This window comes from Acidianus ambivalens (assembly GCF_009729015.1).
GTDB lineage: Archaea > Thermoproteota > Thermoprotei_A > Sulfolobales > Sulfolobaceae > Acidianus > Acidianus ambivalens.
On the sequence record NZ_CP045482.1, the window covers coordinates 1,989,422 to 2,010,448 of the forward strand.

The following is a 21,027-nucleotide window of genomic DNA, read 5'->3' on the forward strand; positions in this document are numbered from 1 at the left end:
CAGGGCTGATCAACATTTTTTTACATTAAATTTAGAAAATATGTCATTAACTCTCCACTTTGTTGCTTCACAAACCTCTAATGCTACTGCTCCTGCATTAGGTTGACCGTAAATAACTAAATCTCCATCTCTTCCATATAGAGTTGCAGGAATTACAAGCAAATCTTCTTCTCCATCAACATAAATTACAGAACTGAATGAAGAATTTAATGCAGCCTTAATATAAGACATCGCTGAAAGCCTTATTATAGCAGGCTCATTTTTTACCATAATATAATTCGAAAATCTCATATGCAATTTTATATTCCTCTTAGTCTTACCGTCTACTATAGATAGAAATACTCTTCTATTGTTCTTTAATAGCTCTTGAGTAACAACGTCTCCTACAGTAATTATTCTTTCAAAATTATCTGCATATTTTAGGAGCTTTTCGGTAGATTTAAAAAGAATACCATATGGTCTTGAAAGTTCTTTTCTAACTTCCTTTGGTAAATAAAAACATAAATCTACTTTATATTTATCGCGTATCTCCAAGGTTTCTTTGCACCTATTAGGTTCATTAATTCAGAATTCTCATTCAATATTATAACCATCCCTTCCCAATCCTCAGTAAAACTCGTACCTCCGCATATTGGACATACGTCTTGGTCTGGCAAAACTAATGCCTTACAATTTCTGCACGCTTTAAAAATTGATGATTTAGGCATTTTCCATCACTTATTTAACTTACCTAATGTAGGTTGTTTCATAGTTAAACCTATCCTAGGCAATTTGCCTGAAGAGGATACAGCAGAAACAGTTACTATTCTTGCCCTAACTAAATCTCCTTTCTGCAGAACCTTCTTACTTTTCTCGCCAATTAAAACTCCTCTTGTTGAATCGAACTTAAAAGTATCGTCGGCTATTTGAGATATATGTACCAATCCGTCCATTGGACCTAGATTTACATAAATTCCATAATTATCGACTTCTGCCACTGTTCCTTCAACTACTTCTTGTAAAGCTGGAACGTATGTCAATAATTCAAATTCAACTTCATGATATGTTGCTCCATCTCCAAAAATTATTTGACCTTCTTCACTAGCTTTAGCTGACAACACTCCAAGAACTAAACCCAAATCTTTAAAGATTTTATCTTGATATTCTGACTTCAAGATTTCAAGAGCAATCTTATCTAATTCTTCGCCAAAATATTCTGGCGGTATTCTTACAACTCCTTTAGCTTTAATAATTTTAAACATAATAATCAACAGTTAGATAGGAAAGAGCGATTTTATAATTTTACCTTTACTTGCTAAAAAAATTATTCCTACATTGTTTTTTAATGCCTTTTGTTTCAATTCCTTATCATTTGTAAAAATAAGTAAATTATTCCTTTTAGCACAATCAATAAGAATATCGTCAGTAGGTTTATCAATCTCATCGCCTATAAGTTTCCAATAATTCTTATATTTTTCTAGATAAATTAATGCAATATTTATTCTTGACATATATGAAGAAGATCTAGAGTACCTAGTTCTCAAAATTTCCAATTCATGAAAAACTGCTTTATGAATATAGAATACTGGTTTATAATCAAGGTATTCTATTACCAAATTAAAAGGATCTACTCTATCATACACGTAAAGTAAAATATTAGTATCAACTAGGATACCTAGATTTTTATTTGCCCCCATCCTACTAATCTCCATCTTCCTCCTACTTGTCTACTTATAACTAATCTTAAATTGTTCTCCCAAACAGGAATTGGTTTCTTAAGTTCAAGTTCTATTTCATTAGATTTGGCATGAGTTACCGTACCTAGCGTGGTAGCAGACCCAACTGTTATCATTAATACTTCTTTATTTCTTATAGGTTCTACTTTAACAAGATCCTTACTACCTACCACTCTTTCAAGTAAATTATATTCAACTCTAATATTCCATAAAACCGGAATATCCGCCTTTGCATCCGTTACCATATTACCCATTAGGCTATCAGCTTTAGTTACTGAAGGATCTAAATAAGTTCCTACTGCCACTAGACCGCCAGGTTTGGCCTCGTTCACTTCTAGATCTCCAAATCTAAGCGATGATATCTTAGTATAAATTGGTTCGTAAGTTACCTTACCTTTATCTTCAACTCTAATTCCAGGTAAAATCTTTATTTCTTGACCTATAGAGAATTTACCTTGAATTATACTTCCTCCTACTACTCCTCCAACTAATTTATCAAATGTAGTTCCTGGCTTATTTACGTCAAAACTTCTCACTACTAGCATTATAGGTGTTTTAGTTAAATCTCTCTTTGGCGTAGGAATTCTTTCTTCTATAGCTTCTATTAGTGCATCAATATTTATCTTATGAAGTGCACTAACAGGAATTATAGGCGATCCTTCGGCCCAAGTTCCTTTTATGAACTCAGTAATTTGCTTATATTGCGCTATTGCTTGATCTCTAGTTACTACATCGATTTTATTTTGTACTATAACTAGATTTTTTATTCCTACTATACCTAAAGCTACAAAATGTTCCCTAGTTTGAGGTTGAGGAAATGGTTCATTAGCTGCAACTACTAGAATTGCACCATCTAGGATAGCCGTTCCAGATAGCATAGTAGCCATTAAAATCTCATGTCCTGGAGCATCGAGAAATGAAACTCTCCTTAAAAATTCTGGCTCTTCATCACTTCCGCATTGCCTACACGATTCCTCGTTAACATAAGCGTCAGGTTTCTTACAGTTTTTACAAATACCAAAACTTGCCTCAGCATATCCTAGTTTTATAGTCATTCCTCTTTTTAATTCCTCAGAATGTTTAGACGTCCATATTCCAGTTAGAGCTTGAACTAACGTAGTCTTACCATGATCTACATGACCTACTACACCTATATTAACTTCAGGTTGGACTTTTGGCCAGGGCAAAAAATCACCTTACTATTACAGTATTTATCTGAACAATTTCATTACTTATTGTATCTCCTCTTAACATTTTTCTCTTTCTTTCACCATCTTCGCGTGGAATATAGCCCGGAGGACCAGAAACTAATACTCTTCTCTTTGCGGGACCAGAAATATCTGGTCTCATTGCAAAGCCGGTATTATCTGACCCTCCAGTAATTTTTAATGTAAATGGTGTATCACTAATTACTAAGTTTATTTTATCCCCTATTTTAGTTCCAAATAAGTTTAATTTTGATTGATCGATAGAAATTTGAAAAGCTTTAGTCCTATATGCTAAAGCCTCAAAGTCTTCAGCACCAAATTTTTCTGCAATATTCTTGCTTATATGCACCTCATTGTCTGGTAAACTGTCATCAACCTGCACTAAGAAATGTACTTTTATTTTCACTTTTTTGTCTCCTTCTTGTTTCTCAATTTGCAGAGTTAATAATTTATCCAGATTAAGTGCTTGCTTTAACTTACTATTTAATTTGGCTATAGGTAATGCTTTTCCATCTTTTTCTCCATCTATTGATTTTACATTTTCGTCTGCCTTTACTTTTACTTTCATTATTTTTAATTGCTTGGTTTCGGGATCTGAAATTACAATCTTAAAGTCCGGCAATTAAATGCCACCTTTTCATTTTGGTATTCTGACACAAGTATATAAACTCGTAGCTCCAGAGAACTTAAAATGATCGGTATAATTTTAGTCTTGCATGGTAGTAGAGTTGAGGAATGGAAAAATATAGCTGATGGTTATAAAAATTTACTATTAGAGTATTTTCCCTTAGTAGAATATGGTTTTCTTGAATTTAATAAACCTACACTCAGAGAATCGTTAGAAATTCTAGTAAATAAAGGTGCTACAGAAATAATTGCTGTGCCTCTGTTATTTGCTGCTGGTATGCATTTCTATAGAGATATTCCAAAATTATTAGGACTAGACGAGAAAGGAGAAACCGTAATAAACGAGAAAAAAGTGAGAGTTGTTATTGCTAAGCCTATAGGAGTAGATAAAAGAGTTGCAGAAATATTAAAGGAAAGGGTAGAGGAAAAAATTGATGGCAAAAGTTAATTTTGACGGATTGTGCGAGCCAAAAAATCCTGGCGGAATAGCTACTTATGCGTATGTAATAAAAATTGATAATCAAGTCCTACAAGGTTACGGTTTAGCAGAAAAACCTTGGTCAAAAGACTCGACAAACAACGTTGCTGAATATATGGGCGCATATTGTGCTATAAGGAAATTAATACAATTGGGAATTACAAAAGCGATATTTTATGGAGATAGCCAACTGGTTATTAGACAGTTATCTGGAGAGTATAGAATAAAATCTCCAAGGCTTAAAAGGATATACGATAAAATACAAGAAAGTTTAAAAAATTTCGAGCATATAGAATTTAAATGGATTCCAAGAGAAGAAAATACTGAAGCAGATAGATTGACAAGAATTGCGTATAAATTAGTTCTTGAAAATAAATTGAAAGAAATAGGATGCAGATTATGATGTACTAGTTATTAATAGCTCAGCAGTTGTAGGATCGTAGTTCCAATTAGCAGGTAATTTTCCAATTTCTTTATAATAGTCAACTAGTCTTCTTATTTTAGACTCAATTTCCTCAAGGCCTTTTTTAGATACTTTATCCTTAGGATATTCTGTCAGATGCCTCCTTACATTAACAGCCTTTCTAATTAAGTTAAATAAGTCTTCTGGAATTTTGGGGGCCAAGCCTTTTTCCTCAAGGATTTGTGTTAACTTTTTACCAGTTATTTGCTTAACTAAAGGTACACCATATTGATCTCTTAATATTACTCCTATCATACTAGGTCCGTATCCTCTCTTTGCTAATTCTTCTACCAACATTTCAACTTCTTCTCTAGTGAACCTAACCCATTTAGGAGCTCCAGCTCTTACTGGTCTAGTAGAGTGAGATTTTCCTCTTGCTCTCTTCTTATTCATAGCTAATCACTAGCTTATTTTACTACATACATTCTACTTTTTAAGTTCTTCCCTTACCATCTTTGTACCTTTTACCATGTTTACTAATTTCTGAAAAGCTATGCTTCTAGGAAGTAGCTTTAGTCCGCAATCCGGATTAATCCATATCTTTTCTGCAGGGAAATATTTCAGCGAATTTTTAATATCTTTAGCGACTTCTTCTGCGGACTCTACTCGTCTACTATGAACGTCTATTACTCCTAATCCGAGCTCCTTTTCATAACCGTATTTTTTAAATAATTCCAGATATCTGTAATTATATATTTTTAGAGCAAAATTTATTTGATCGACCTTAAACTCGTTCAAGTACGGAGCAACTATTCTATAGTCGCCATAACATATATGAACAACTAATTTAGCATTAATTCCCTTTACAGCTTCGTTTACTGCTTCTACTGCCCAACTAACGTCTTTCTTATTAGAATGTATTGCAGGTTCGTCTATTTGTATTATTCTTGCACCAGCGTCTACCAAATTATGTAATTCTTTGTTTATAATTTTAGCTAGATCGAATACTAAATCTTTCATATCCTTATAGTATTCATTATATGACCAATAGGCAATAGTATATGGACCTGTAATAGTTATCTTAACATTTGGAGTATATGATACTGACTTAGTATAGTTAAACTCGTCCACTAAAAGTGGTGATTTATATTCTATTTTTCCTACAACTGCTGGCTTTCTATAATACGCAGTACCCCATACCCTTACAGGACCGTAAAACTTGAAACCGCCTAATCTTTCAGCGAAATATTCAACCATTTCATCTCTTTTTACTTCGCCATCCGTTGGAACATCAATTCCTGCCAAATAATGATCATGAAGAACTGCTAGTGCGGCGTCATTAAATGCTTCCGTTAATTCTTCATCCGAAACCTTTCCAGCTTTATGTAACCTTATTGCTTCTCTTAACCACTTTGGTCTAGGATAACTACCTATTACAGTTGTGGGTAGGATAGGTAACTCGTCCATCATTGTATCACCTTCTTTAAAAGCATTAATTTTTTCTTAGCTATCTTCTCTGGTATAAAGTCCATTAAACTTGCGTTACCAATCATAATTTCTTTAGCTCCTTTTTCTTTAGCCTTCTCTATCATCCTTCTTATAGTACTTATTCTTTCCAGTTTAGTATTTCTAGTGTTTAAAACTCCTAGGAAGACGTTCTTATCCTTGAAATATTTGTATATATTAGCTAACTTCTTTTTATTCTCTATTACGTCTACACCATAATTTTCTACTGGCAGGGAAAATAAATATGGAAGTCTTTTATTTAAAACTTCAAAATAGGAAATAACTAATGTAGGCTTTCTGATACCTTTAAGCATGCTTTCGTATGCTGAAGAAAGTTTATCCAGAATTTCCTTTTTAATACCCTTAGAGAAGAGTGAAGGTTCGTGTATTTCTATCATGTCAACTTTGCTTTCTATTCCTTTTATAACTTCATTAACTACAGAAGAGTAGGTAAATAATAATTCTTCCACATTATGATAGTATTCGTCTTGCGATAATTCAACGTAAGTTAAAGGTCCCAATATTACCGCACTTAAACCAGTTTTTAAGCCAAATTTCTTCATCATCTCTCTATCAACTTCTAGAATGTTTTTATATTCATCTTTAGGAGTTAATTTGGACTTTATTACAGCTTTTCTATAATAAAAGTTATTATCAAAAAATCTCATTAGCTCTCCTTTTTCCTGGCCATTAATGTATGAGAAAGTTAAATCTACTATATCATCCCATCTAAATAAGCCATCGGTAGTGCATTCTGGATTAACATCTTTTACAATATTGAAGAATTTTTCCTCTTCTTTTAGAATTGCGTTCTCTAATTTATCTTGAGATATTTTTCCTGACCTATATCTAGATATTGTCTTACCTAATGCAAGAGATTTTGGATAGCTTCCTATTATACACGCCTTAAATTCTATCACCCCATCTGTGGAGCAAGTAAGTATATTACATTACCACCAGATTCCATATTAAACTGTATCTGTAATGGTTTTTGATCAGAGAATGAGATTTTCATTAAGCCAGAAAGCTTTGTTAAAGCTAATATATCGTCTAAATAATCACAAGAGTAAGTAGACTCAGCAGGCTTTGATAACTCAATATCTTGTAATCCTCCAGATTCTTTTGTAAATTCTACTTCTACATCGGTTTCAGATTTGCTCTTTAGAGTAATACCGTTCTCATCTGCTTTAAATAATATGGTATCACTTACTGCTGAAATTTGACTTACTGCCTTTTTGAATCCAGAAGAATTTATACTAGCATTTACATCAAATTCTAAATTAAGTTCTGGAACTTCAGGAGGAGAAACGTCTAGATTTCTAACAATATAATCTCTATTAAAACCTCCAGAAATTCTTATTGTAACTTGTGAAGGATCATTAGCTTCTAGCTCTATGGATTCTTTTCTCTTAGAAGTGGATAAAATCTTTAGAAGGTATTGAGTATTAAAACCGAAATTAAACTCCTCTTGAACATCATAGTCTTTAAACGCCTCTTTAGGAATTTGGAGTTTCACTAATGAAATGTGAGCTCTATCTATGGCTACTAATTCTACTCCATCTGGTTTTATCTTTAATGACGCCTCATCGACTAACTTTGCTAAGGCAGTTAGTATATTCTTAAAGTCTCTTACATCATCATAAGAAAACTTCATGATTGAATTTAACATAAACTATACATTTATTTCTTTTTCTCATTAGGTATAATATGACTCACATACCTAGAATTTTAATTTCATCAGATAGGAGTGATTCTGGAAAAACACTTATTTCATCTGGTTTAATGAGAGCGTTATCTAAAAGAATTAAAGTTAGACCATTCAAGGCTGGCCCAGATTTTATAGATACTGGATATCATAAGATTGCAACAAGAGGGATTCCTTCGATAAATTTAGATTTATTTATAATGGGAAAGGAACATGTTATTAACAGCCTAATAAAATATTCGAAAGGATATGATATATCGATAATAGAAGGAGTAATGGGCCTCTATGATGGAATAGGACTAGATTATAGTACTTACCAGCTATCAGAAATAACAAAAACTCCAATAATTTTAATCATAAACTGTGAAAATATAGGTAGTACAGCAGGAGCAATAATTAAGGGACTTAAAGATTACGGAAATGCAAAGATAGCTGGAGTAATATTTAATAAAATCTCTTCTGAAGGTCATTTCAATTATTGCAAAAGTTCTGTAAAGGATACAGAAGTTTTAGGTTATATACCGTTCTCAAAGGACGTAGTAGTGCCATCTAGGCACTTAGGACTTTATACTACTGAGGATTATAGCCCAGAGAAAGCAATTGATACGATATCTAAGTTACTCGAGGAATACGTAGATATAGATAAAATAATGGGAATAGCTAATTCTGCCGAAGATTTGCCTGAAGTTAACGATTTAGAAATACAAGATACTGAGAAGAAAGTAGCAGCAATAGCTTACGACGCGGCTTTTAATTTTTACTATCAAGAGAATATAGACATATTAAAACGAAAATTCCAAATAAAATTCTTTAGTCCATTAAATGGCGAAACAGTTGAAGATCCAGATTTAATTTATATAGGCGGAGGTTATCCGGAACTTTACTTAAAAGAGTTAGAATCTTCTATAACGTCCAGTTGGATAAAAAAAGAGTCATATAAGGGAACAAAAATTCTAGCAGAATGCGGAGGATTAATGTATACTTCCAAATATATAATAGGTTTTGATGGCAAAAAATACAAAATGAGTAATATTTTCGACTTAGGAATTTCTGCAAAAGGAAAACTTACCATTGGGTATACTGAACTTTTGACTTTAGAAGATTCGATTCTCTCTAAGAAAGGAGAAAAGATAAGAGGACATGAATTTCACATATCTTTTCCAGTCGAAGTGAACGAAGAAAAGTTTATATTCAAAAACATAAGAGGAAAAGGAATAAAAGACGGATACGACGGAGTAAAAGTTCAAGAAACTTTAGCTACATATACCCATTTCCACTTTGCTAGCCTTCAGAGCTCTGCCTTTTAAGTTCTAGTCTTTTGACACGTTCTATATAGTCAAGGACTTTATCTATATCCTGCGAATATAGTCTAACTTTATAGGGTAATTTCTGTTTCGTTGAGTCTATCTCAATATAATGTTTTTCACGATTTATCGTTATTTCCGAGTTAAGTAAATATTTTGCATGAAGAAAGACAGAATATCCTTTGCCGCTAACTATACCTTTTTCAGTTATTTTATAGCTAGGTAGCGCCATAGGCGCCATATTGCTCATTGAAGGCGCAAGAATCTTTCTACTAACAAAGAAACCTATCCCAAACAAAGCTTCAAAGTAAGCTAAATAAACTAGTAACCTATAACTCATAGCTTGAGAATCTGCAAACTTTATTATATATTGATATGCAAAGAATAATATTGCTAAATAGACAATATAGAATCCTAGCATTCTAAAATTTCTCTTGATAGAATCCATATATTGTTTTTGATATTCTTGATCTGCCATTATTAATTTTGTAACATCTTTTTCTTCGTAAATTGTCCTAGCATTGACTATTTCATAAAGTAGTTTTCTATCCCTAAACACAGGATTGGATTTATAAGTCATAAAGAATGTAAATCCAAAAATTACTATAATATATAGAATTATTACTTCGAAATAATATTGCGGATAATAAGTTAAAACTATAGATATTATTATAAGCCATACCTGTGTAAATAGTAGGAATTTCCAATTATAAGGGTTATATTGACTGGCAGACATTTCTCATTCCTTTTTATCTTACTCTATTAAATATTTATTAGCATGCTTAAAGCGTTAATATTTTTGCTTATAACACTAGTCTTGTCTTCATTGGTTTCCTATTCCTATTATTCTAATCTCTCATTTAAGATTGGGTATTCTCCACCAAATAAGATAATCTTAGAAATATATTCTATTGTAAGTAATCCAGTTAACATTTCGCTTAACAACATTACTCAGGAAATATACATAAGAACTTCGTATAATTTGACTGGAGTTAACATTTCGCTTATCCATATACTTATTCCTAACTGTTCAAACTCTAAATATTGCTACATAATAAATAGTGAGTATTTAACGTATTATAATTCTACTTTTTTAATATTAATAATGAATAACAGTAAAGAAATCGGGTACATAAAAATAATTGTGTGTAAACCAGAAAATCTTACCATGCCAAACCTAACTAACCCAGACAATAATGCCGTATTATCTAGTAAGACTAAAGATGTCCAGACTACATATGAGTATGTCGTTGTATTACTAATACCTATTCTATCAATAATTGGTAGTATATTACTACGAGTTATAAAAAGGAATAAGTAAATACTTATATATTATTGTTGAATAGATAGCTTATGATACCTAAAGAAGAAATAAGGAAAAACTTGGAAGACGGTTTGCCAATACTAATATACGATTTCGATGGAAGAGAAGAGGAAACAGATATGATGTTTTACGCAGGCGTAATAGATTGGAAAAAAATCTATATATTAAGAAAAGAAGCAGGAGGACTAATTTGCTACGCTACTGGTAGCGAAGAAGGTAAAAAACTTGGTTTAAAATTTCAGACAGATATCCTATTAAATTCTGAGTATAAGCAATTAGTTAAATTACCTCAGTATGGAGATAAGCCAGCATTCTCGTTATGGGTAAATCATGTCAATACAAGAACTGGCATTTCAGATAATGATAGAGCATTAACTATTCTTAAGCTTCATGAAATTATATCTGAGTTAAAGAAAGATGAAAAAAGTGCAGTAGAAAGATTTTATACAGAATTCTACGCTCCAGGACACGTTCCAATTTTATTATCCAGGGGGATAGGAGAAAGACACGGACATACGGAACTCTCAACTACACTCGCAGAATACGTTGGCCTTGAAAGGAGCGTAGTAATAGCTGAAATGCTTGATGAAGGAAAAAGTTTGAGTAAAGAAAAAGTTATACAATATGCAAGAAATATAGGATTCTTATTAATAGAAGGAAAGGAAATTCTAAAAGAGGTGATAGCATAATGAAATATGGCGTTGCTGATACAACGTTTTCAAGAGTAGATATGGGGGCAATTGCAATTAAAGTTATAAAAAGAGAAGATCCAGATGCAGAAATTATAAGGTATACAGTTCCAGGAATAAAGGATTTGCCAGTAGCCGCAAGAAGGCTAATCGATAGCGGATGCGATGGAGTAATAACTCTAGGTTGGGTAGGTAAAACTATGCTTGATAAATATAGTTATTTAGCAGCTAGTATTGGATTAATAATGGTCCAAGTGCTAACGTCAAAGCACGTAATAGATGTAACAGTACACGAAGACGAAGCTGATAATGAAGAAAAACTAAAAGAAATAGCAATCGACAGGGCATCAAAACACGCAAGAAATTTGGTTCTCCTAGTAAAGGAAGGCAAGAATGCACTAACTCCTTATGCAGGAAAAGGATTAAGACAGGGATATAAAGATGCAGGATCAATTGATTAAACTAGGATTAGTTGTAGCAGAATTCAATTACGATATTACTTATTTAATGCTACAAAGAGCAATATCTCATGCAGAATTCCTAGGAGCTAAAGTTAGTGTTATATTTAAAGTTCCTGGATCGTTTGAAATACCTCTGGCAGTAAAGAAATTAATAAAATTGGATGTAGACTGCATAGCAGTTTTAGGTGCAATTATAAAAGGTGAAACAAAACATGATGAGTTAATAGCTAACCAGATAGCTAGACTCATTTCCGACCTCGAAGTTGAATATGAAAAACCGATAGGACTAGGAATTATAGGACCTGGAGCAACTCATGAACAAGCAGTAGAAAGGATTGAAGAATATGCAACTAGAGCTGTTGAGGCTGCAATCAAAATGGCTAAAAGGCTAAGGAAAATTCCAGAAAAATTGAACGAAGAAAAAGTGATAATAGAATGAAAATTTTACTAATGGAATTTATTGGATATAAAGAATGGACAGAAAGTTTAGGTTACGATAGAGAATGGAAAATACAAGATATACAGTCTAGTATATATAAGGTTGTAAATGACGAAATATCAAGAGTTGGAGGGTTCGCATTACCAGTAAGATACGACGGCTTAATAATTTTAGCCGACGGAATACCTAACAAGCATTTACTAGAAATTTATACTAAGGTTAAAGAGATTTCACCTACTAAAATTAATGCATGCATAGGTTATGGTAAAACTCCTAGAGAAGCTGAAATAAACGCACATAACTGCATACTAAATTCTTTATCAGATGAACCTAAGTTTAGTATAATTCATGACGAGAATGTAGTTGCATGCCACTTTGATTATAATAATTTTACATCATTAACACATGAATTATCATTCTATGCAGCTTATATGAGAGTAATGAGACTTTACTCTAAACTATCTGAGTCTATATATGATTTTGGTGGAATTAGCCAATATTTAGGAGGAGACAATATGATAGCGTTCATTGATGAGGATACTCTAGATAAAATTATCAAAATTGTCGAAAATATGGACGAAATAAAAGTAGGAATAGGAATAGGTAAAAATGCGAGATCCGCTATGGCAGGAGCAACCAGAGCTTTAGATGAAATAAGGAGCAAAAGGGAAGATAAGTGGAAAATTGTAAAGTTCTCAACGTAAGGAAGGTACTTATAGGGGAGGACCTAGAAGTTAAAGACAATGTTAACATTGAAATATGTAATGGATATATCACACATATAGGTAATGGATTTTCGAGTAATGCGGAGAGCTTTACTAACGGAATTGCTATACCATCACTCGTAAACTCTCATGTCCACATGCTAGATTACGCATTTCCAGAAATAGGAATAGATAAAACGATAAAAGAACTTGTAGGAGATCCTAATAGCTTAAAATACGAATTATTATCAAAGCAAAATGAGAAAGATTTAATAAACTTTTCATTAAACTTTATTTCTAATTCGATAAATTTTGGAGTAACAACTGTAACTGACTTTAGGGAATTAGGTATTTTGGGTAGCAAAATAGCTCTCAACATAAAAAGAAAATTAAAAGGAATAAATTATATTATTTTAGGTAGATTAGAGAAAAATGAATTTAACGATAAAAATCTAGTACATCTAGCAGAAATTGATGACGGCTTCGGTGTATCAAGTATTTCAACGTACTCACCAGAAGAACTAATGAAAATAAGTGAAATATTTAAAAATAAAATTAAAGCTGCACATATTTCTGAAACTTTGAAACAGAATTTAAAGAAAGATCTAGAATTTTTCATGAAATATTTAAGACCAAATCTTATAATTCATGGAACTTGGCTTTCAGATGATGAGCTATTAATACTAAAAGAGAAAAACGTTAGTCTAGTTCTTTGCCCTAGAAGTAATTTATGGTTCTCTACAGGGATACCTAGGATTGCTAGTGCAATAAAACTTGGAGTTAACATACTATTGGGTACAGATAACGCTGCATGGCTATCTCCAAATTTATGGAAAGAAATGGAGTTAGCTTTGCTAATATCTAGACTTCAAGATCCTTTAAGTAATTATTCTAAGGAAATATTAAAAGCGGCAACAGTAAATGCAAGATTATTTGGAACAAATAAAATAGATGAAGGAGAAAAATCAAATTTTATAATAATTGAAGGAGAGAAAACAGGAATTTTAAGAGCACATGACATATATTCGGCTATAATAAAAAGGGGCTCGGAAGGAAATATTACATACGCGGAGCAACCCAGAATATTAGCATAGCTCCTTTATCTGTAGAAGCCTCAACTTTCATTGGTAGATTATTGCCAAAACTTAATTTTAATGTATCAGTAAAGCTACTTGCTGTAGCCACAGTTTTTAATACTTCTAGGCTATACACTGCTTTAGCACTACTTTCTATGCTAACTTCTTTTAAAGGCTGATCTTTTTTAAGAATAGCTTTATAGCTTTTTCCAGACTCCTCGGTAGATATAGTAACTTCCTCCCCTTCTGCGGAGAACTCAACTTCTTCTCCTATTTCTGAGGCGTCGCTTATTATTGTTTTTAGAATATCACCTTCAAACACTATAGATACCGGTAATTTTACGTTAGGTTCTTTTAACACTTGTGGCTCTCCTTTTTCAGCTTTTAAATTCATTGTACTCCTAGTTCCAGATTTTTCATCCCTAATAGTAATTTTAACTCCATAATCTGTCTCAGAGATTTCGATTGAAGAGTTCTTTGATTTAGCCTTACTAAGTACTTTCTTAAGATCAGAAATGGTAATCTTTAATGATAGAGGTTTTTCTATTTCATAATCATCTAAAACATCTTTTGGAATATTTATAACTCCCATAAGAACTTTATCGTCAGTCAAATGCTTAGCTACTACTCCGTCTTCTGTTAAATTTAATATTGGAGAATCGACTAATTTTGACATTGCTGTTATTAATCTATAAAAATCTAATGAACTCCCATATACTACCTTAAACACCTCACTCCTCCTCTTCTTCTTTTACTTTTGTTTTCTTAGATTTAGTAGTTTTCTTTCTTGCAGTCTTTTTCTTTTGCGAATTGGCTAATTCTTCGTAATTTTCTTCAAATAATTTTTTAGCCTGTTCAATAGTAATTTTACCAGCTATTAATTCATCCCATACCTCAGTATTCTTCATTAATAATTCTATATCTTGTAAAGTTAGTGCAGGTAACTCTTCTTCCTCTTCCTCGGTCTTTTCTTCCTTTTCCTCCTTTGGTTCTTCTTCCTCCTTATTCTCGTAATCGTCTGACATAATCTCACCTAATTTGAACGAACCAAAATTATTTCATCCCGCAATATATCTCTTGTTATAATTAAACCCCTTTCTAACTTCGGTAAACTATTATAAATAGCTTTAAATATATCTGGATCTTGCCCTCCTATTAATCTACTTATAAAATCAATCTCTGTAGGATCAACAATATTTAAAGCAAAGACATATGAAGTATTTGGAATAAGTTTCCTCACATATTCTATAGACTGTGATATTAATATAAATCCAAAACCAAATTTTCTACTCTCCGCAAAAAGCCTCTCCATTAATTGCTCCCCACTTTCCTTAGATAGTATAAAAGGAGCCTCATCGATTACTATCATTTTCCTAAAATTAGATTGTCCAGAGATATACATAAATGCTAGGATGGATCTTAAGATAGTTTCAATTATAACGTATTTTATTTCTGGAATTGTAACTTTTGAAAAATCTAACACATAGTCATCAATTATTAGATCATAAAGATTTATTGAATTATCCATGAATGTATTAGTTGCTAGAAAATAAATATATGGCTCTAAAGATTGAATTTTGTTAAGTTCTTGTGACGTCGTAACTAGTTTTTTCTTCTTCTCAAGTAGCATTAATACATCTCTAAAATTCGGCGGAGGTAAATTCCAAGTCCTTTCATCATCTTCAAATATGCCTTTTTCCCCGTATGCGTCTACAATAATGTTTGAAAGATCAATAGTTTGCAAGCTACCTAAATTAAAAATAGATTTTATCATATATGCAACTTCTAACGCCCTTTGCCTCGGAGATTGACCAAATAGAGACAAAGGATTAATTGATATTTTAGAAACATCTATCCTCTTTGCATTTACGTCGTATTCTCCATGAATATCGAAAATAAGGAAACGAAAATTTCCCCTCCTTATTATATTCTTAGCTAAATGGGACTTGCCAGATCCGCTCCCTCCAACTATTATTATATTAAAATTTTTATTTCCCTCTAGATTAATATAAAATTTGGACTTATATGAAACCCATTTATAATTACTGTTAGTCGATATTTTGGATGAAGAAAACGAAGCTCTCTTTAGTATACCTATTATTTCGCCTATACAAATTCCTTTTTCTTCTCTATTTGAGCCAATTTGAGACATTACATAAGGCAAAAAAATCCAACTTGACAATATTAGAGGAGAATCTTCCTTCTTACCTGAAATTAACAGCAAAAGAAAAGCAATAAAGCTACCTATCAGAAGTAATTGACTATAATATATATATAAATAAATTATTATTGCAAAAATAAGAAATACTAAGGGTATCAAAATCGTGTAAAAATTAAAGGTAATATTTATTTTCTTCAGAGATGATAAAAATTCGTCATCATATTTTCTCCTTATAATTAATCCAAAGAATAGAGCAGTTGCTAATCCCATACTGTATGGAAATAAAATGTAAATATTGACTAAATTCGTATAATTAAGAATATCTATCAGCGATAGTACGGATAAAAAATAAACCAATGATACTATAATTGACCCAAACAGAATATACGATAAAATGGCGTCAACAAAAAGGGATACAAAAATACCGAAGCTAATGTAAACAGATCCTAACGGATAGCCTGCTAAAATAAGTCTAGGTAAAATCAAACCTAGTATTACTATAGTCAAAAATATTCCATGCCTAATTTCTTGCATACTCTTATTACCTCATAACTGCCATTATTAACTTGTTAATGCAGGAAGATCTAGTTTTTGTTGATAATCTAAGAAAGCTCGGCTATGAAAAACTTACTCCAATACAAAAATTAGCAATCCCTATAATTCTAAAGGGAAATAATACTTTAATAATAGCTCCAACAGGTTATGGAAAAACTGAAGCTGCAATAATACCAATTTTCTACAGAATTTTTGCTTCAAGACCACAAGAGATTTCTACATTATATATAACTCCACTTAAAGCATTAAATAGAGACCTGGAATCAAGACTAAAGAGACTTGGTGAAGCCTTCGGAATAAGCATAAAGACTAGGCACGGAGATACGACTCCGAAAGAAAGAAAAGAAATTGTCGAAAAGCCTCCGGACGTTCTTATAACTACGCCTGAAAGCTTGCAATATATAATACTAAATGAGTTTTATAGAAAATATTTCGCAAATTTAAGATGGATAATAATTGACGAACTACAGGAAATGTTAGATGAAAAAAGAGGATACGAGCTTTCGGTAGTTTTACAAAGACTTAAAAGAGTCATAAAAGGAACTCCACAAATAATAGGAATTTCTGCTACAATAGGAAATATAGAATTAGCGAAAAAATATCTAGATATAAACGGCAACGTAGAAGTTGTAAAAATAGATGCAACAAAAGAAATGGAATTAAAATTGCTAATTCCAAGACCTAACGATGATATAAAAAATCTCGCATTAAAAGAAGGACTTGATATAATCCTAACTGCTAGACTTAACGAAATAAGTAAAATAATTAAAGAGAACAAACCAGTTCTAATTTTCACAAACACTAGAGAGACTGCAGAATTCCTTGCTAACAAACTTCAATCAATGTTCAACCTAAATATTGCAACTCATCACGGATCTCTATATAGAGATGTTAGAATAAATGTAGAAAAAGATTTTAAAGAAGGAAAGTTAGACGCAATAGTTGCAACTTCTAGCTTAGAATTAGGAATAGATATAGGTATAATATCACTTGTAATACAATATATGTCTCCTAAGCAAGTTATTAGATTACTACAAAGAATAGGAAGAAGCGGTCATTCACTTTACAAAAAAGCTAAAGGCGTGATCATACCATCAAATTACCTCTTTGATATCCTAGAATGTGAGGCACTAATAGAAGAAGTAGGAAATTATTTAGAGAAACCATCCTATGAAGAAAACCCATTAGACGTCTTAGCTCGCCAAATTGCAGGAATGATTCTCGAAGGGTATGATGATAAAAAAGAGATCCTTCAAATAATTAGAAATTCAGTTTATTTTGCTAATTTAAAAGAAGAGGAATTAGATAGCGTAATATCTCTATTAGAATCTGAGAGAATAATTAAAATCAAAGATGACGGAAAGCTCTCTCCTTCCTCAAGAACTTGGAAATACTATTACCAAGTTAACATGATACCTGACTCTATAAGATCTTATGACGTAATAGAAGTATCGAGTAATACAAAGATAGGAAAACTTGACGAGGATTTTGTAGTCATGCTAGATGAGGACTCAATATTCATTTTAGGAGGAAAACTCTGGAAGGTGATCTCAATAGAAGATAATAAAGTAATTGTAGAAAAAGCCTCTTTAAAGGAAGGAATCTTGCCAAGTTGGTTTGGAGAATCAATACCAGTAGAGAAGGAAATAGCCAAGAAGGTATTCAAAAATTTAGAAAAATACATGAAAGAAAGTTCTCCTTACGAAGAAGTCAATGAAAAACTAGAAAAATATAAGGCAAAAGGTTATCCAGAGCTCAAAAGCAACGAGATTATAGTAGAGATAATAGGACAAAATAAGGATCTTGCTGTAATTTTATCTCCTTTCGGAAGTAAAGGAAATAATACTTTGGGAGCAGTAATATCTTTTATCCTGTCCAGAATTAGTGGTATAAAAGTAACATATAGAAACGATCCATATCACATAGTCCTTGCATCTATGACTCCCATATCAAGAGAAATGATAGAAAAAGCAATAAAGATAATTAGATCACTAAGTGAGAGAGAAGTAATAGAAATAGTAAGCAACGCAATAAAGGAAAGCCCGCAGTTCAAATGGCAATTATTAATAGAAGCAGAAAGATTTGGTGCTATAGATCTAAATTCAGATATCCAAGTGAGCAGTACATTGCTCAAAGCATTTACAGATACAATAGTCGGCCAAGAGGCAGTAAAGGAAATGACGGTAAAATACCACGACCTAAGCATTTTTGAAGAATTAAAACATTGCTCCTGGAATATTTTGGAAGTTCCAGAACCTTCACCTTTATCACAAGATTTTCTAGATAGACTTCTAGCCTTCACCACGGAATCCAACTCAGCTATGTTAGAAATATTCAAAAGAAGACTCCTTTCAAAGGATGTGAAAGTATTATGCATAATGTGCGGATGGAATGAGATAGTTAGTATAAGAAATGTACCGGATAAATGCCCTAAATGTAATTCTGTTTTCCTAGCAGTTACTACTCCAGATGATAAAAATAGTCCAGAAATAATAAGGAAAGTACTTAAGGGAGAAAAATTAAAGAGGCTCGAAAGTAAGAAACTTGAGGAATTAAGGACAATATCTTCACTCTTCTCAAGGTATGGAAAATACGCATTCGTCGCCCTAGCAGTTCCAGGAGTAGGACCTTCAAACGCTGGTAGAGTCCTTAGTAAATTATCTGATGGAGAAGAAAAATTTTACCTTGCTCTCATAGAAGAGGAGAAAAAGTTCCTCAGAAACAGTAAATATTGGAAATAGATGGTAAATTAAAGGTAAGTTTTAAATTATAGGCATAAAGTTTCTTTTAGATTACAATGCCCGCAATTGAAGTTGGCAGAATATGCGTAAAAACTAGAGGAAAAGATGCAGGTAAAAAATGCGTTATAGTTGATATTATAGATAATAACTTTGTATTAGTAACTGGACCTAAGAAAATAACTGGAGTAAAAAGAAAAAGGTCTAACATTCTACACTTAGAGCCAACTGACAAAAAAATAGATATCCAAAAAGGAGCATCAGACGACGAAGTAGAAAAGAAATTACAAGAGGCAGGATTAACTGGCTTTATGAAAGAAAAGGTAAAGATAAAGATACCAGTGATTTAAATGATTTTTTATGATTTTATATATAAGATAGATAATTTTTGTGGATATAATAATCCATGGAATATAAAGAAAGAAGTCCAAACGTCGGACAAGTACGGCTTCTTTGCAGATAAAAGACCTATAGAAGAGTTAATAAAAAATTCAATAATAAACCTAGATAAACCTCCAGGACCAACTAGCCACGAAGTAGCCTTTTGGATTAAGAAAATGTTTAACCTCAGCAAAGTAGGTCATGGCGGGACCCTAGAGCCCTAAAAGGGCGGGGTAACCCCAAAGTATCTGGAGTATTACCTATAGGACTAGAAAACGCTACAAAACTAATGACCTATATAACTAAAGCTGGAAAAGAATACATCTGCGTAATGGAAACTCACGAGAAAGTTGATTTATCTATAGTTAAAAAAATTGCAGAGGAATTTAAAGGAACAATTTACCAGCGGCCACCTGTTAGATCCTCAGTAAAGAGAAGATTAAGGACTAGGAAAGTCTTTGACATTGAAGTACTAGAAGGAAAAGATGACAAACTATTTTTACTAAGAATCTCGTCAGAGCCAGGAACTTACATGAGAAAAATATGCCATGATATGGGAATAATTTTAGGTACAGGGGCGCACATGAGAGAATTAAGGAGAATAAGATCTGGAATATTCACTGAAAGTGGACTATTTACCTTACAGGAAGTTTCTGAAGCATTATACATGTGGAAAAACTGCAAGGACGAGACTGATCTAAGGAAAATATTACTCCCCATGGAGATAGGTCTTTGCGGAATACCAAAAATTATCTTAGATGATAATGCAGTTAACGCGATAGCTTATGGAGCAACTGCAAACGTCCCAGGAATAGTAGCATATCAAAACTTCAAGAAAGGTGACTTAGTAGGTTTAATAACGTTAAAGGGAGAAGGAGTAGCAATAGGCAAGGCATTAGTTGATTCTGACAATATACAGCAAATGAAAAAAGGAGAAGTAATAAAACCTAATAGAATTCTAATAAAAAGAGATGTTTATCCAAGGGCTTGGAAATGAGAGAATTTTACATTGTAAATGATGTAGTAGACGGTATTCCTCTATCGTTAGTAAGCCACCCAGGCTTATTCTCAAAGAAAAAAATAGATTTAGGTACTAGAACTTTCCTAGAAAACCTAATAATTCCACAACAAGGAACAGTAGTAGACTTAGGTTGCGGATATGGTGTAATAGGAATTTTTATAGCACTTAAAAACGAAAACCTAAAAGTCTACATGCTTGATATAAATCCGTTAGCCATAGCTACAGCAAAGATGAACGTGGAAAGGTACAATTTACAAAACCGCGTAATAGTAATGAAAAGCGACGTGCTTTCTGCACTTCAGGAAAAAGTTGACGCAATATATTCAAACCCCCCTCTGTCAAAAGGAGTAGATTTTCTACAAAAATTTGCAGAACAATCTGCAGAAAAACTCAAAAAAGGCGGATTTATTCAAATAGTCGTTTATAAAGGAGAAAATAACGTGATAAAAATATTTTCTAACTATTTTTCCGATATAAAAGTAATTAAAAGAAGCAAAGGCTACTCTATTATAGTAGTTAATAATTAAAACTC

Annotated in this window: 28 protein-coding genes; 14 read left to right on the plus strand and 14 right to left on the minus strand. The window is 32.4% G+C overall.

Going from position 1 to position 21,027, the window contains the following annotated elements:
* Nucleotides 1-9 precede the first annotated feature (9 nt).
* The 6 genes from D1866_RS11310 to D1866_RS11335 are packed head-to-tail and all read right to left on the minus strand — an operon-like array spanning nucleotide 10 to nucleotide 3,545.
* A complete protein-coding gene (locus tag D1866_RS11310) occupies nucleotides 10-534 on the minus strand; it encodes a GTP-dependent dephospho-CoA kinase family protein (protein ID WP_152939960.1) in 525 nt (174 codons plus the stop codon).
* Complete coding sequence (gene spt4, locus D1866_RS11315) at nucleotides 507-707, minus strand: transcription elongation factor subunit Spt4 (RefSeq protein ID WP_152939962.1); 201 nt, start codon at nucleotides 705-707, stop codon at nucleotides 507-509. Before spt4 ends, D1866_RS11310 begins: the two co-directional genes overlap by 28 nt.
* Nucleotides 708-713: 6 nt before the next feature.
* Nucleotides 714-1,241 carry a DNA-directed RNA polymerase gene (locus tag D1866_RS11320; RefSeq protein ID WP_152939964.1) on the minus strand — a complete coding sequence of 176 codons (528 nt, stop codon included), beginning with the start codon at nucleotides 1,239-1,241 and terminating at the stop codon, nucleotides 714-716.
* Between the two features lie 12 nt (nucleotides 1,242-1,253).
* Nucleotides 1,254-1,676: a type II toxin-antitoxin system VapC family toxin gene (locus D1866_RS11325; RefSeq protein ID WP_152941362.1), complete on the minus strand. Its 423-nt coding sequence runs from the start codon at nucleotides 1,674-1,676 to the stop codon at nucleotides 1,254-1,256.
* The gene (locus D1866_RS11330; RefSeq protein ID WP_152939966.1) at nucleotides 1,655-2,902 is read right to left on the minus strand and encodes a translation initiation factor IF-2 subunit gamma; all 1,248 of its coding nucleotides are present in this window, start codon (nucleotides 2,900-2,902) and stop codon (nucleotides 1,655-1,657) included. Before D1866_RS11330 ends, D1866_RS11325 begins: the two co-directional genes overlap by 22 nt.
* A 4-nt stretch (nucleotides 2,903-2,906) precedes the next feature.
* Nucleotides 2,907-3,545: a 30S ribosomal protein S6e gene (locus D1866_RS11335; RefSeq protein ID WP_048054548.1), complete on the minus strand. Its 639-nt coding sequence runs from the start codon at nucleotides 3,543-3,545 to the stop codon at nucleotides 2,907-2,909.
* A gap of 69 nt (nucleotides 3,546-3,614) precedes the next feature.
* Here D1866_RS11335 and D1866_RS11340 point away from each other — a divergent pair, with 69 nt between their 5' ends.
* Together D1866_RS11340 and rnhA are read left to right on the plus strand one after the other, a co-directional pair.
* Nucleotides 3,615-3,998 (plus strand): CbiX/SirB N-terminal domain-containing protein, encoded by a 384-nt coding sequence (locus D1866_RS11340; RefSeq protein ID WP_152939968.1) that lies wholly within the window; start codon nucleotides 3,615-3,617, stop codon nucleotides 3,996-3,998.
* Complete coding sequence (gene rnhA, locus D1866_RS11345) at nucleotides 3,985-4,431, plus strand: ribonuclease HI (protein WP_152939970.1); 447 nt, start codon at nucleotides 3,985-3,987, stop codon at nucleotides 4,429-4,431. The genes D1866_RS11340 and rnhA overlap by 14 nt, the downstream gene beginning before the upstream one ends.
* Here the strand turns inward: rnhA and D1866_RS11350 are convergent.
* From D1866_RS11350 to pcn, 4 genes are read right to left on the minus strand one after another with little or no spacing between them, the layout of a single operon-like run.
* Nucleotides 4,426-4,884: a 30S ribosomal protein S15 gene (locus D1866_RS11350; RefSeq protein WP_152939971.1), complete on the minus strand. Its 459-nt coding sequence runs from the start codon at nucleotides 4,882-4,884 to the stop codon at nucleotides 4,426-4,428. The genes rnhA and D1866_RS11350 overlap by 6 nt on opposite strands.
* A gap of 33 nt (nucleotides 4,885-4,917) precedes the next feature.
* On the minus strand, nucleotides 4,918-5,901 hold the full coding sequence (locus tag D1866_RS11355) for a methionine synthase (protein ID WP_196773433.1): 984 nt from the start codon (nucleotides 5,899-5,901) through the stop codon (nucleotides 4,918-4,920).
* Nucleotides 5,898-6,857, minus strand: coding sequence for a uroporphyrinogen decarboxylase/cobalamine-independent methonine synthase family protein (locus D1866_RS11360; protein WP_155861172.1), 960 nt, complete (start codon nucleotides 6,855-6,857; stop codon nucleotides 5,898-5,900). The genes D1866_RS11355 and D1866_RS11360 overlap by 4 nt, the downstream gene beginning before the upstream one ends.
* A complete protein-coding gene (gene pcn, locus D1866_RS11365) occupies nucleotides 6,854-7,591 on the minus strand; it encodes a proliferating cell nuclear antigen (pcna) (RefSeq protein WP_231136331.1) in 738 nt (245 codons plus the stop codon). The genes D1866_RS11360 and pcn overlap by 4 nt, the downstream gene beginning before the upstream one ends.
* 62 nt (nucleotides 7,592-7,653) lie before the next feature.
* On the opposite strand from pcn, the gene D1866_RS11370 reads away from it, so the two are divergent.
* Nucleotides 7,654-8,949, plus strand: coding sequence for a cobyrinic acid a,c-diamide synthase CobB (locus D1866_RS11370; protein WP_155861236.1), 1,296 nt, complete (start codon nucleotides 7,654-7,656; stop codon nucleotides 8,947-8,949).
* On the opposite strand, the gene D1866_RS11375 is transcribed toward D1866_RS11370, so the two are convergent.
* Nucleotides 8,924-9,682, minus strand: coding sequence for a DUF2208 domain-containing protein (locus D1866_RS11375; protein WP_152939978.1), 759 nt, complete (start codon nucleotides 9,680-9,682; stop codon nucleotides 8,924-8,926). The genes D1866_RS11370 and D1866_RS11375 overlap by 26 nt on opposite strands.
* 81 nt (nucleotides 9,683-9,763) lie before the next feature.
* Here D1866_RS11375 and D1866_RS11380 point away from each other — a divergent pair, with 81 nt between their 5' ends.
* Genes D1866_RS11380 through D1866_RS11405 form a run of 6 tightly spaced genes read left to right on the plus strand, consistent with a single transcriptional unit; the run spans nucleotide 9,764 to nucleotide 13,657 of the window.
* Nucleotides 9,764-10,267, plus strand: a complete 504-nt coding sequence (locus tag D1866_RS11380) for a hypothetical protein (RefSeq protein WP_152939980.1) — start codon at nucleotides 9,764-9,766, stop codon at nucleotides 10,265-10,267.
* 32 nt (nucleotides 10,268-10,299) lie between these two features.
* On the plus strand, nucleotides 10,300-10,959 hold the full coding sequence (locus tag D1866_RS11385; protein WP_152939982.1) for a 3,4-dihydroxy-2-butanone-4-phosphate synthase: 660 nt from the start codon (nucleotides 10,300-10,302) through the stop codon (nucleotides 10,957-10,959).
* Nucleotides 10,959-11,420 carry a riboflavin synthase gene (gene ribC / locus D1866_RS11390; protein WP_152939984.1) on the plus strand — a complete coding sequence of 154 codons (462 nt, stop codon included), beginning with the start codon at nucleotides 10,959-10,961 and terminating at the stop codon, nucleotides 11,418-11,420. Before D1866_RS11385 ends, ribC begins: the two co-directional genes overlap by 1 nt.
* The gene (gene ribH, locus D1866_RS11395; RefSeq protein ID WP_152939986.1) at nucleotides 11,401-11,859 is read left to right on the plus strand and encodes a 6,7-dimethyl-8-ribityllumazine synthase; all 459 of its coding nucleotides are present in this window, start codon (nucleotides 11,401-11,403) and stop codon (nucleotides 11,857-11,859) included. The genes ribC and ribH overlap by 20 nt, the downstream gene beginning before the upstream one ends.
* A complete protein-coding gene (locus D1866_RS11400) occupies nucleotides 11,856-12,563 on the plus strand; it encodes a GTP cyclohydrolase IIa (protein ID WP_152939988.1) in 708 nt (235 codons plus the stop codon). The genes ribH and D1866_RS11400 overlap by 4 nt, the downstream gene beginning before the upstream one ends.
* Nucleotides 12,536-13,657 (plus strand): amidohydrolase family protein, encoded by a 1,122-nt coding sequence (locus D1866_RS11405; RefSeq protein ID WP_155861174.1) that lies wholly within the window; start codon nucleotides 12,536-12,538, stop codon nucleotides 13,655-13,657. Before D1866_RS11400 ends, D1866_RS11405 begins: the two co-directional genes overlap by 28 nt.
* On the opposite strand, the gene D1866_RS11410 is transcribed toward D1866_RS11405, so the two are convergent.
* Genes D1866_RS11410 through D1866_RS11420 form a run of 3 tightly spaced genes read right to left on the minus strand, consistent with a single transcriptional unit; the run spans nucleotide 13,623 to nucleotide 16,334 of the window.
* Nucleotides 13,623-14,369 carry a DNA polymerase sliding clamp gene (locus D1866_RS11410; protein WP_013775532.1) on the minus strand — a complete coding sequence of 249 codons (747 nt, stop codon included), beginning with the start codon at nucleotides 14,367-14,369 and terminating at the stop codon, nucleotides 13,623-13,625. The genes D1866_RS11405 and D1866_RS11410 overlap by 35 nt on opposite strands.
* Nucleotide 14,370: 1 nt before the next feature.
* The gene (locus D1866_RS11415; RefSeq protein ID WP_013775533.1) at nucleotides 14,371-14,664 is read right to left on the minus strand and encodes an RNA polymerase subunit Rpo13; all 294 of its coding nucleotides are present in this window, start codon (nucleotides 14,662-14,664) and stop codon (nucleotides 14,371-14,373) included.
* A gap of 8 nt (nucleotides 14,665-14,672) precedes the next feature.
* Nucleotides 14,673-16,334, minus strand: coding sequence for an ATP-binding protein (locus D1866_RS11420; RefSeq protein ID WP_152939990.1), 1,662 nt, complete (start codon nucleotides 16,332-16,334; stop codon nucleotides 14,673-14,675).
* 38 nt (nucleotides 16,335-16,372) lie between these two features.
* On the opposite strand from D1866_RS11420, the gene D1866_RS11425 reads away from it, so the two are divergent.
* The 5 genes from D1866_RS11425 to D1866_RS11445 are packed head-to-tail and all read left to right on the plus strand — an operon-like array spanning nucleotide 16,373 to nucleotide 21,022.
* Complete coding sequence (locus tag D1866_RS11425; protein WP_152941365.1) at nucleotides 16,373-19,096, plus strand: DEAD/DEAH box helicase; 2,724 nt, start codon at nucleotides 16,373-16,375, stop codon at nucleotides 19,094-19,096.
* Between the two features lie 56 nt (nucleotides 19,097-19,152).
* Nucleotides 19,153-19,443, plus strand: a complete 291-nt coding sequence (locus D1866_RS11430; RefSeq protein WP_152939992.1) for a 50S ribosomal protein L14e — start codon at nucleotides 19,153-19,155, stop codon at nucleotides 19,441-19,443.
* Nucleotides 19,444-19,698 (plus strand): tRNA pseudouridine synthase A, encoded by a 255-nt coding sequence (locus D1866_RS11435; RefSeq protein WP_013775537.1) that lies wholly within the window; start codon nucleotides 19,444-19,446, stop codon nucleotides 19,696-19,698.
* Nucleotides 19,699-19,736: 38 nt separating this feature from the next.
* On the plus strand, nucleotides 19,737-20,471 hold the full coding sequence (locus D1866_RS11440) for an RNA-guided pseudouridylation complex pseudouridine synthase subunit Cbf5 (RefSeq protein ID WP_231136461.1): 735 nt from the start codon (nucleotides 19,737-19,739) through the stop codon (nucleotides 20,469-20,471).
* Nucleotides 20,468-21,022, plus strand: a complete 555-nt coding sequence (locus D1866_RS11445) for a class I SAM-dependent methyltransferase (RefSeq protein WP_152939994.1) — start codon at nucleotides 20,468-20,470, stop codon at nucleotides 21,020-21,022. Before D1866_RS11440 ends, D1866_RS11445 begins: the two co-directional genes overlap by 4 nt.
* The last annotated feature ends 5 nt before the right edge of the window (nucleotides 21,023-21,027 follow it).

Bases quoted from the DNA above. Each gene is read 5' to 3' on its own strand.
- spt4 (WP_152939962.1), bottom strand. From the start codon at position 707: ATGCCTAAATCATCAATTTTTAAAGCGTGCAGAAATTGTAAGGCATTA.
- D1866_RS11320 (WP_152939964.1), bottom strand. From the start codon at position 1,241: ATGTTTAAAATTATTAAAGCTAAAGGAGTTGTAAGAATACCGCCAGAA.
- D1866_RS11325 (WP_152941362.1), bottom strand. From the start codon at position 1,676: ATGGGGGCAAATAAAAATCTAGGTATCCTAGTTGATACTAATATTTTA.
- D1866_RS11340 (WP_152939968.1), top strand. From the start codon at position 3,615: ATGATCGGTATAATTTTAGTCTTGCATGGTAGTAGAGTTGAGGAATGG.
- rnhA (WP_152939970.1), top strand. From the start codon at position 3,985: ATGGCAAAAGTTAATTTTGACGGATTGTGCGAGCCAAAAAATCCTGGC.
- D1866_RS11350 (WP_152939971.1), bottom strand. From the start codon at position 4,884: ATGAATAAGAAGAGAGCAAGAGGAAAATCTCACTCTACTAGACCAGTA.
- D1866_RS11355 (WP_196773433.1), bottom strand. From the start codon at position 5,901: ATGATGGACGAGTTACCTATCCTACCCACAACTGTAATAGGTAGTTAT.
- pcn (WP_231136331.1), bottom strand. From the start codon at position 7,591: ATGAAGTTTTCTTATGATGATGTAAGAGACTTTAAGAATATACTAACT.
- D1866_RS11375 (WP_152939978.1), bottom strand. From the start codon at position 9,682: ATGTCTGCCAGTCAATATAACCCTTATAATTGGAAATTCCTACTATTT.
- D1866_RS11385 (WP_152939982.1), top strand. From the start codon at position 10,300: ATGATACCTAAAGAAGAAATAAGGAAAAACTTGGAAGACGGTTTGCCA.
- ribC (WP_152939984.1), top strand. From the start codon at position 10,959: ATGAAATATGGCGTTGCTGATACAACGTTTTCAAGAGTAGATATGGGG.
- ribH (WP_152939986.1), top strand. From the start codon at position 11,401: ATGCAGGATCAATTGATTAAACTAGGATTAGTTGTAGCAGAATTCAAT.
- D1866_RS11400 (WP_152939988.1), top strand. From the start codon at position 11,856: ATGAAAATTTTACTAATGGAATTTATTGGATATAAAGAATGGACAGAA.
- D1866_RS11415 (WP_013775533.1), bottom strand. From the start codon at position 14,664: ATGTCAGACGATTACGAGAATAAGGAGGAAGAAGAACCAAAGGAGGAA.
- D1866_RS11420 (WP_152939990.1), bottom strand. From the start codon at position 16,334: ATGCAAGAAATTAGGCATGGAATATTTTTGACTATAGTAATACTAGGT.
- D1866_RS11425 (WP_152941365.1), top strand. From the start codon at position 16,373: ATGCAGGAAGATCTAGTTTTTGTTGATAATCTAAGAAAGCTCGGCTAT.
- D1866_RS11430 (WP_152939992.1), top strand. From the start codon at position 19,153: ATGCCCGCAATTGAAGTTGGCAGAATATGCGTAAAAACTAGAGGAAAA.
- D1866_RS11435 (WP_013775537.1), top strand. From the start codon at position 19,444: ATGATTTTTTATGATTTTATATATAAGATAGATAATTTTTGTGGATAT.
- D1866_RS11445 (WP_152939994.1), top strand. From the start codon at position 20,468: ATGAGAGAATTTTACATTGTAAATGATGTAGTAGACGGTATTCCTCTA.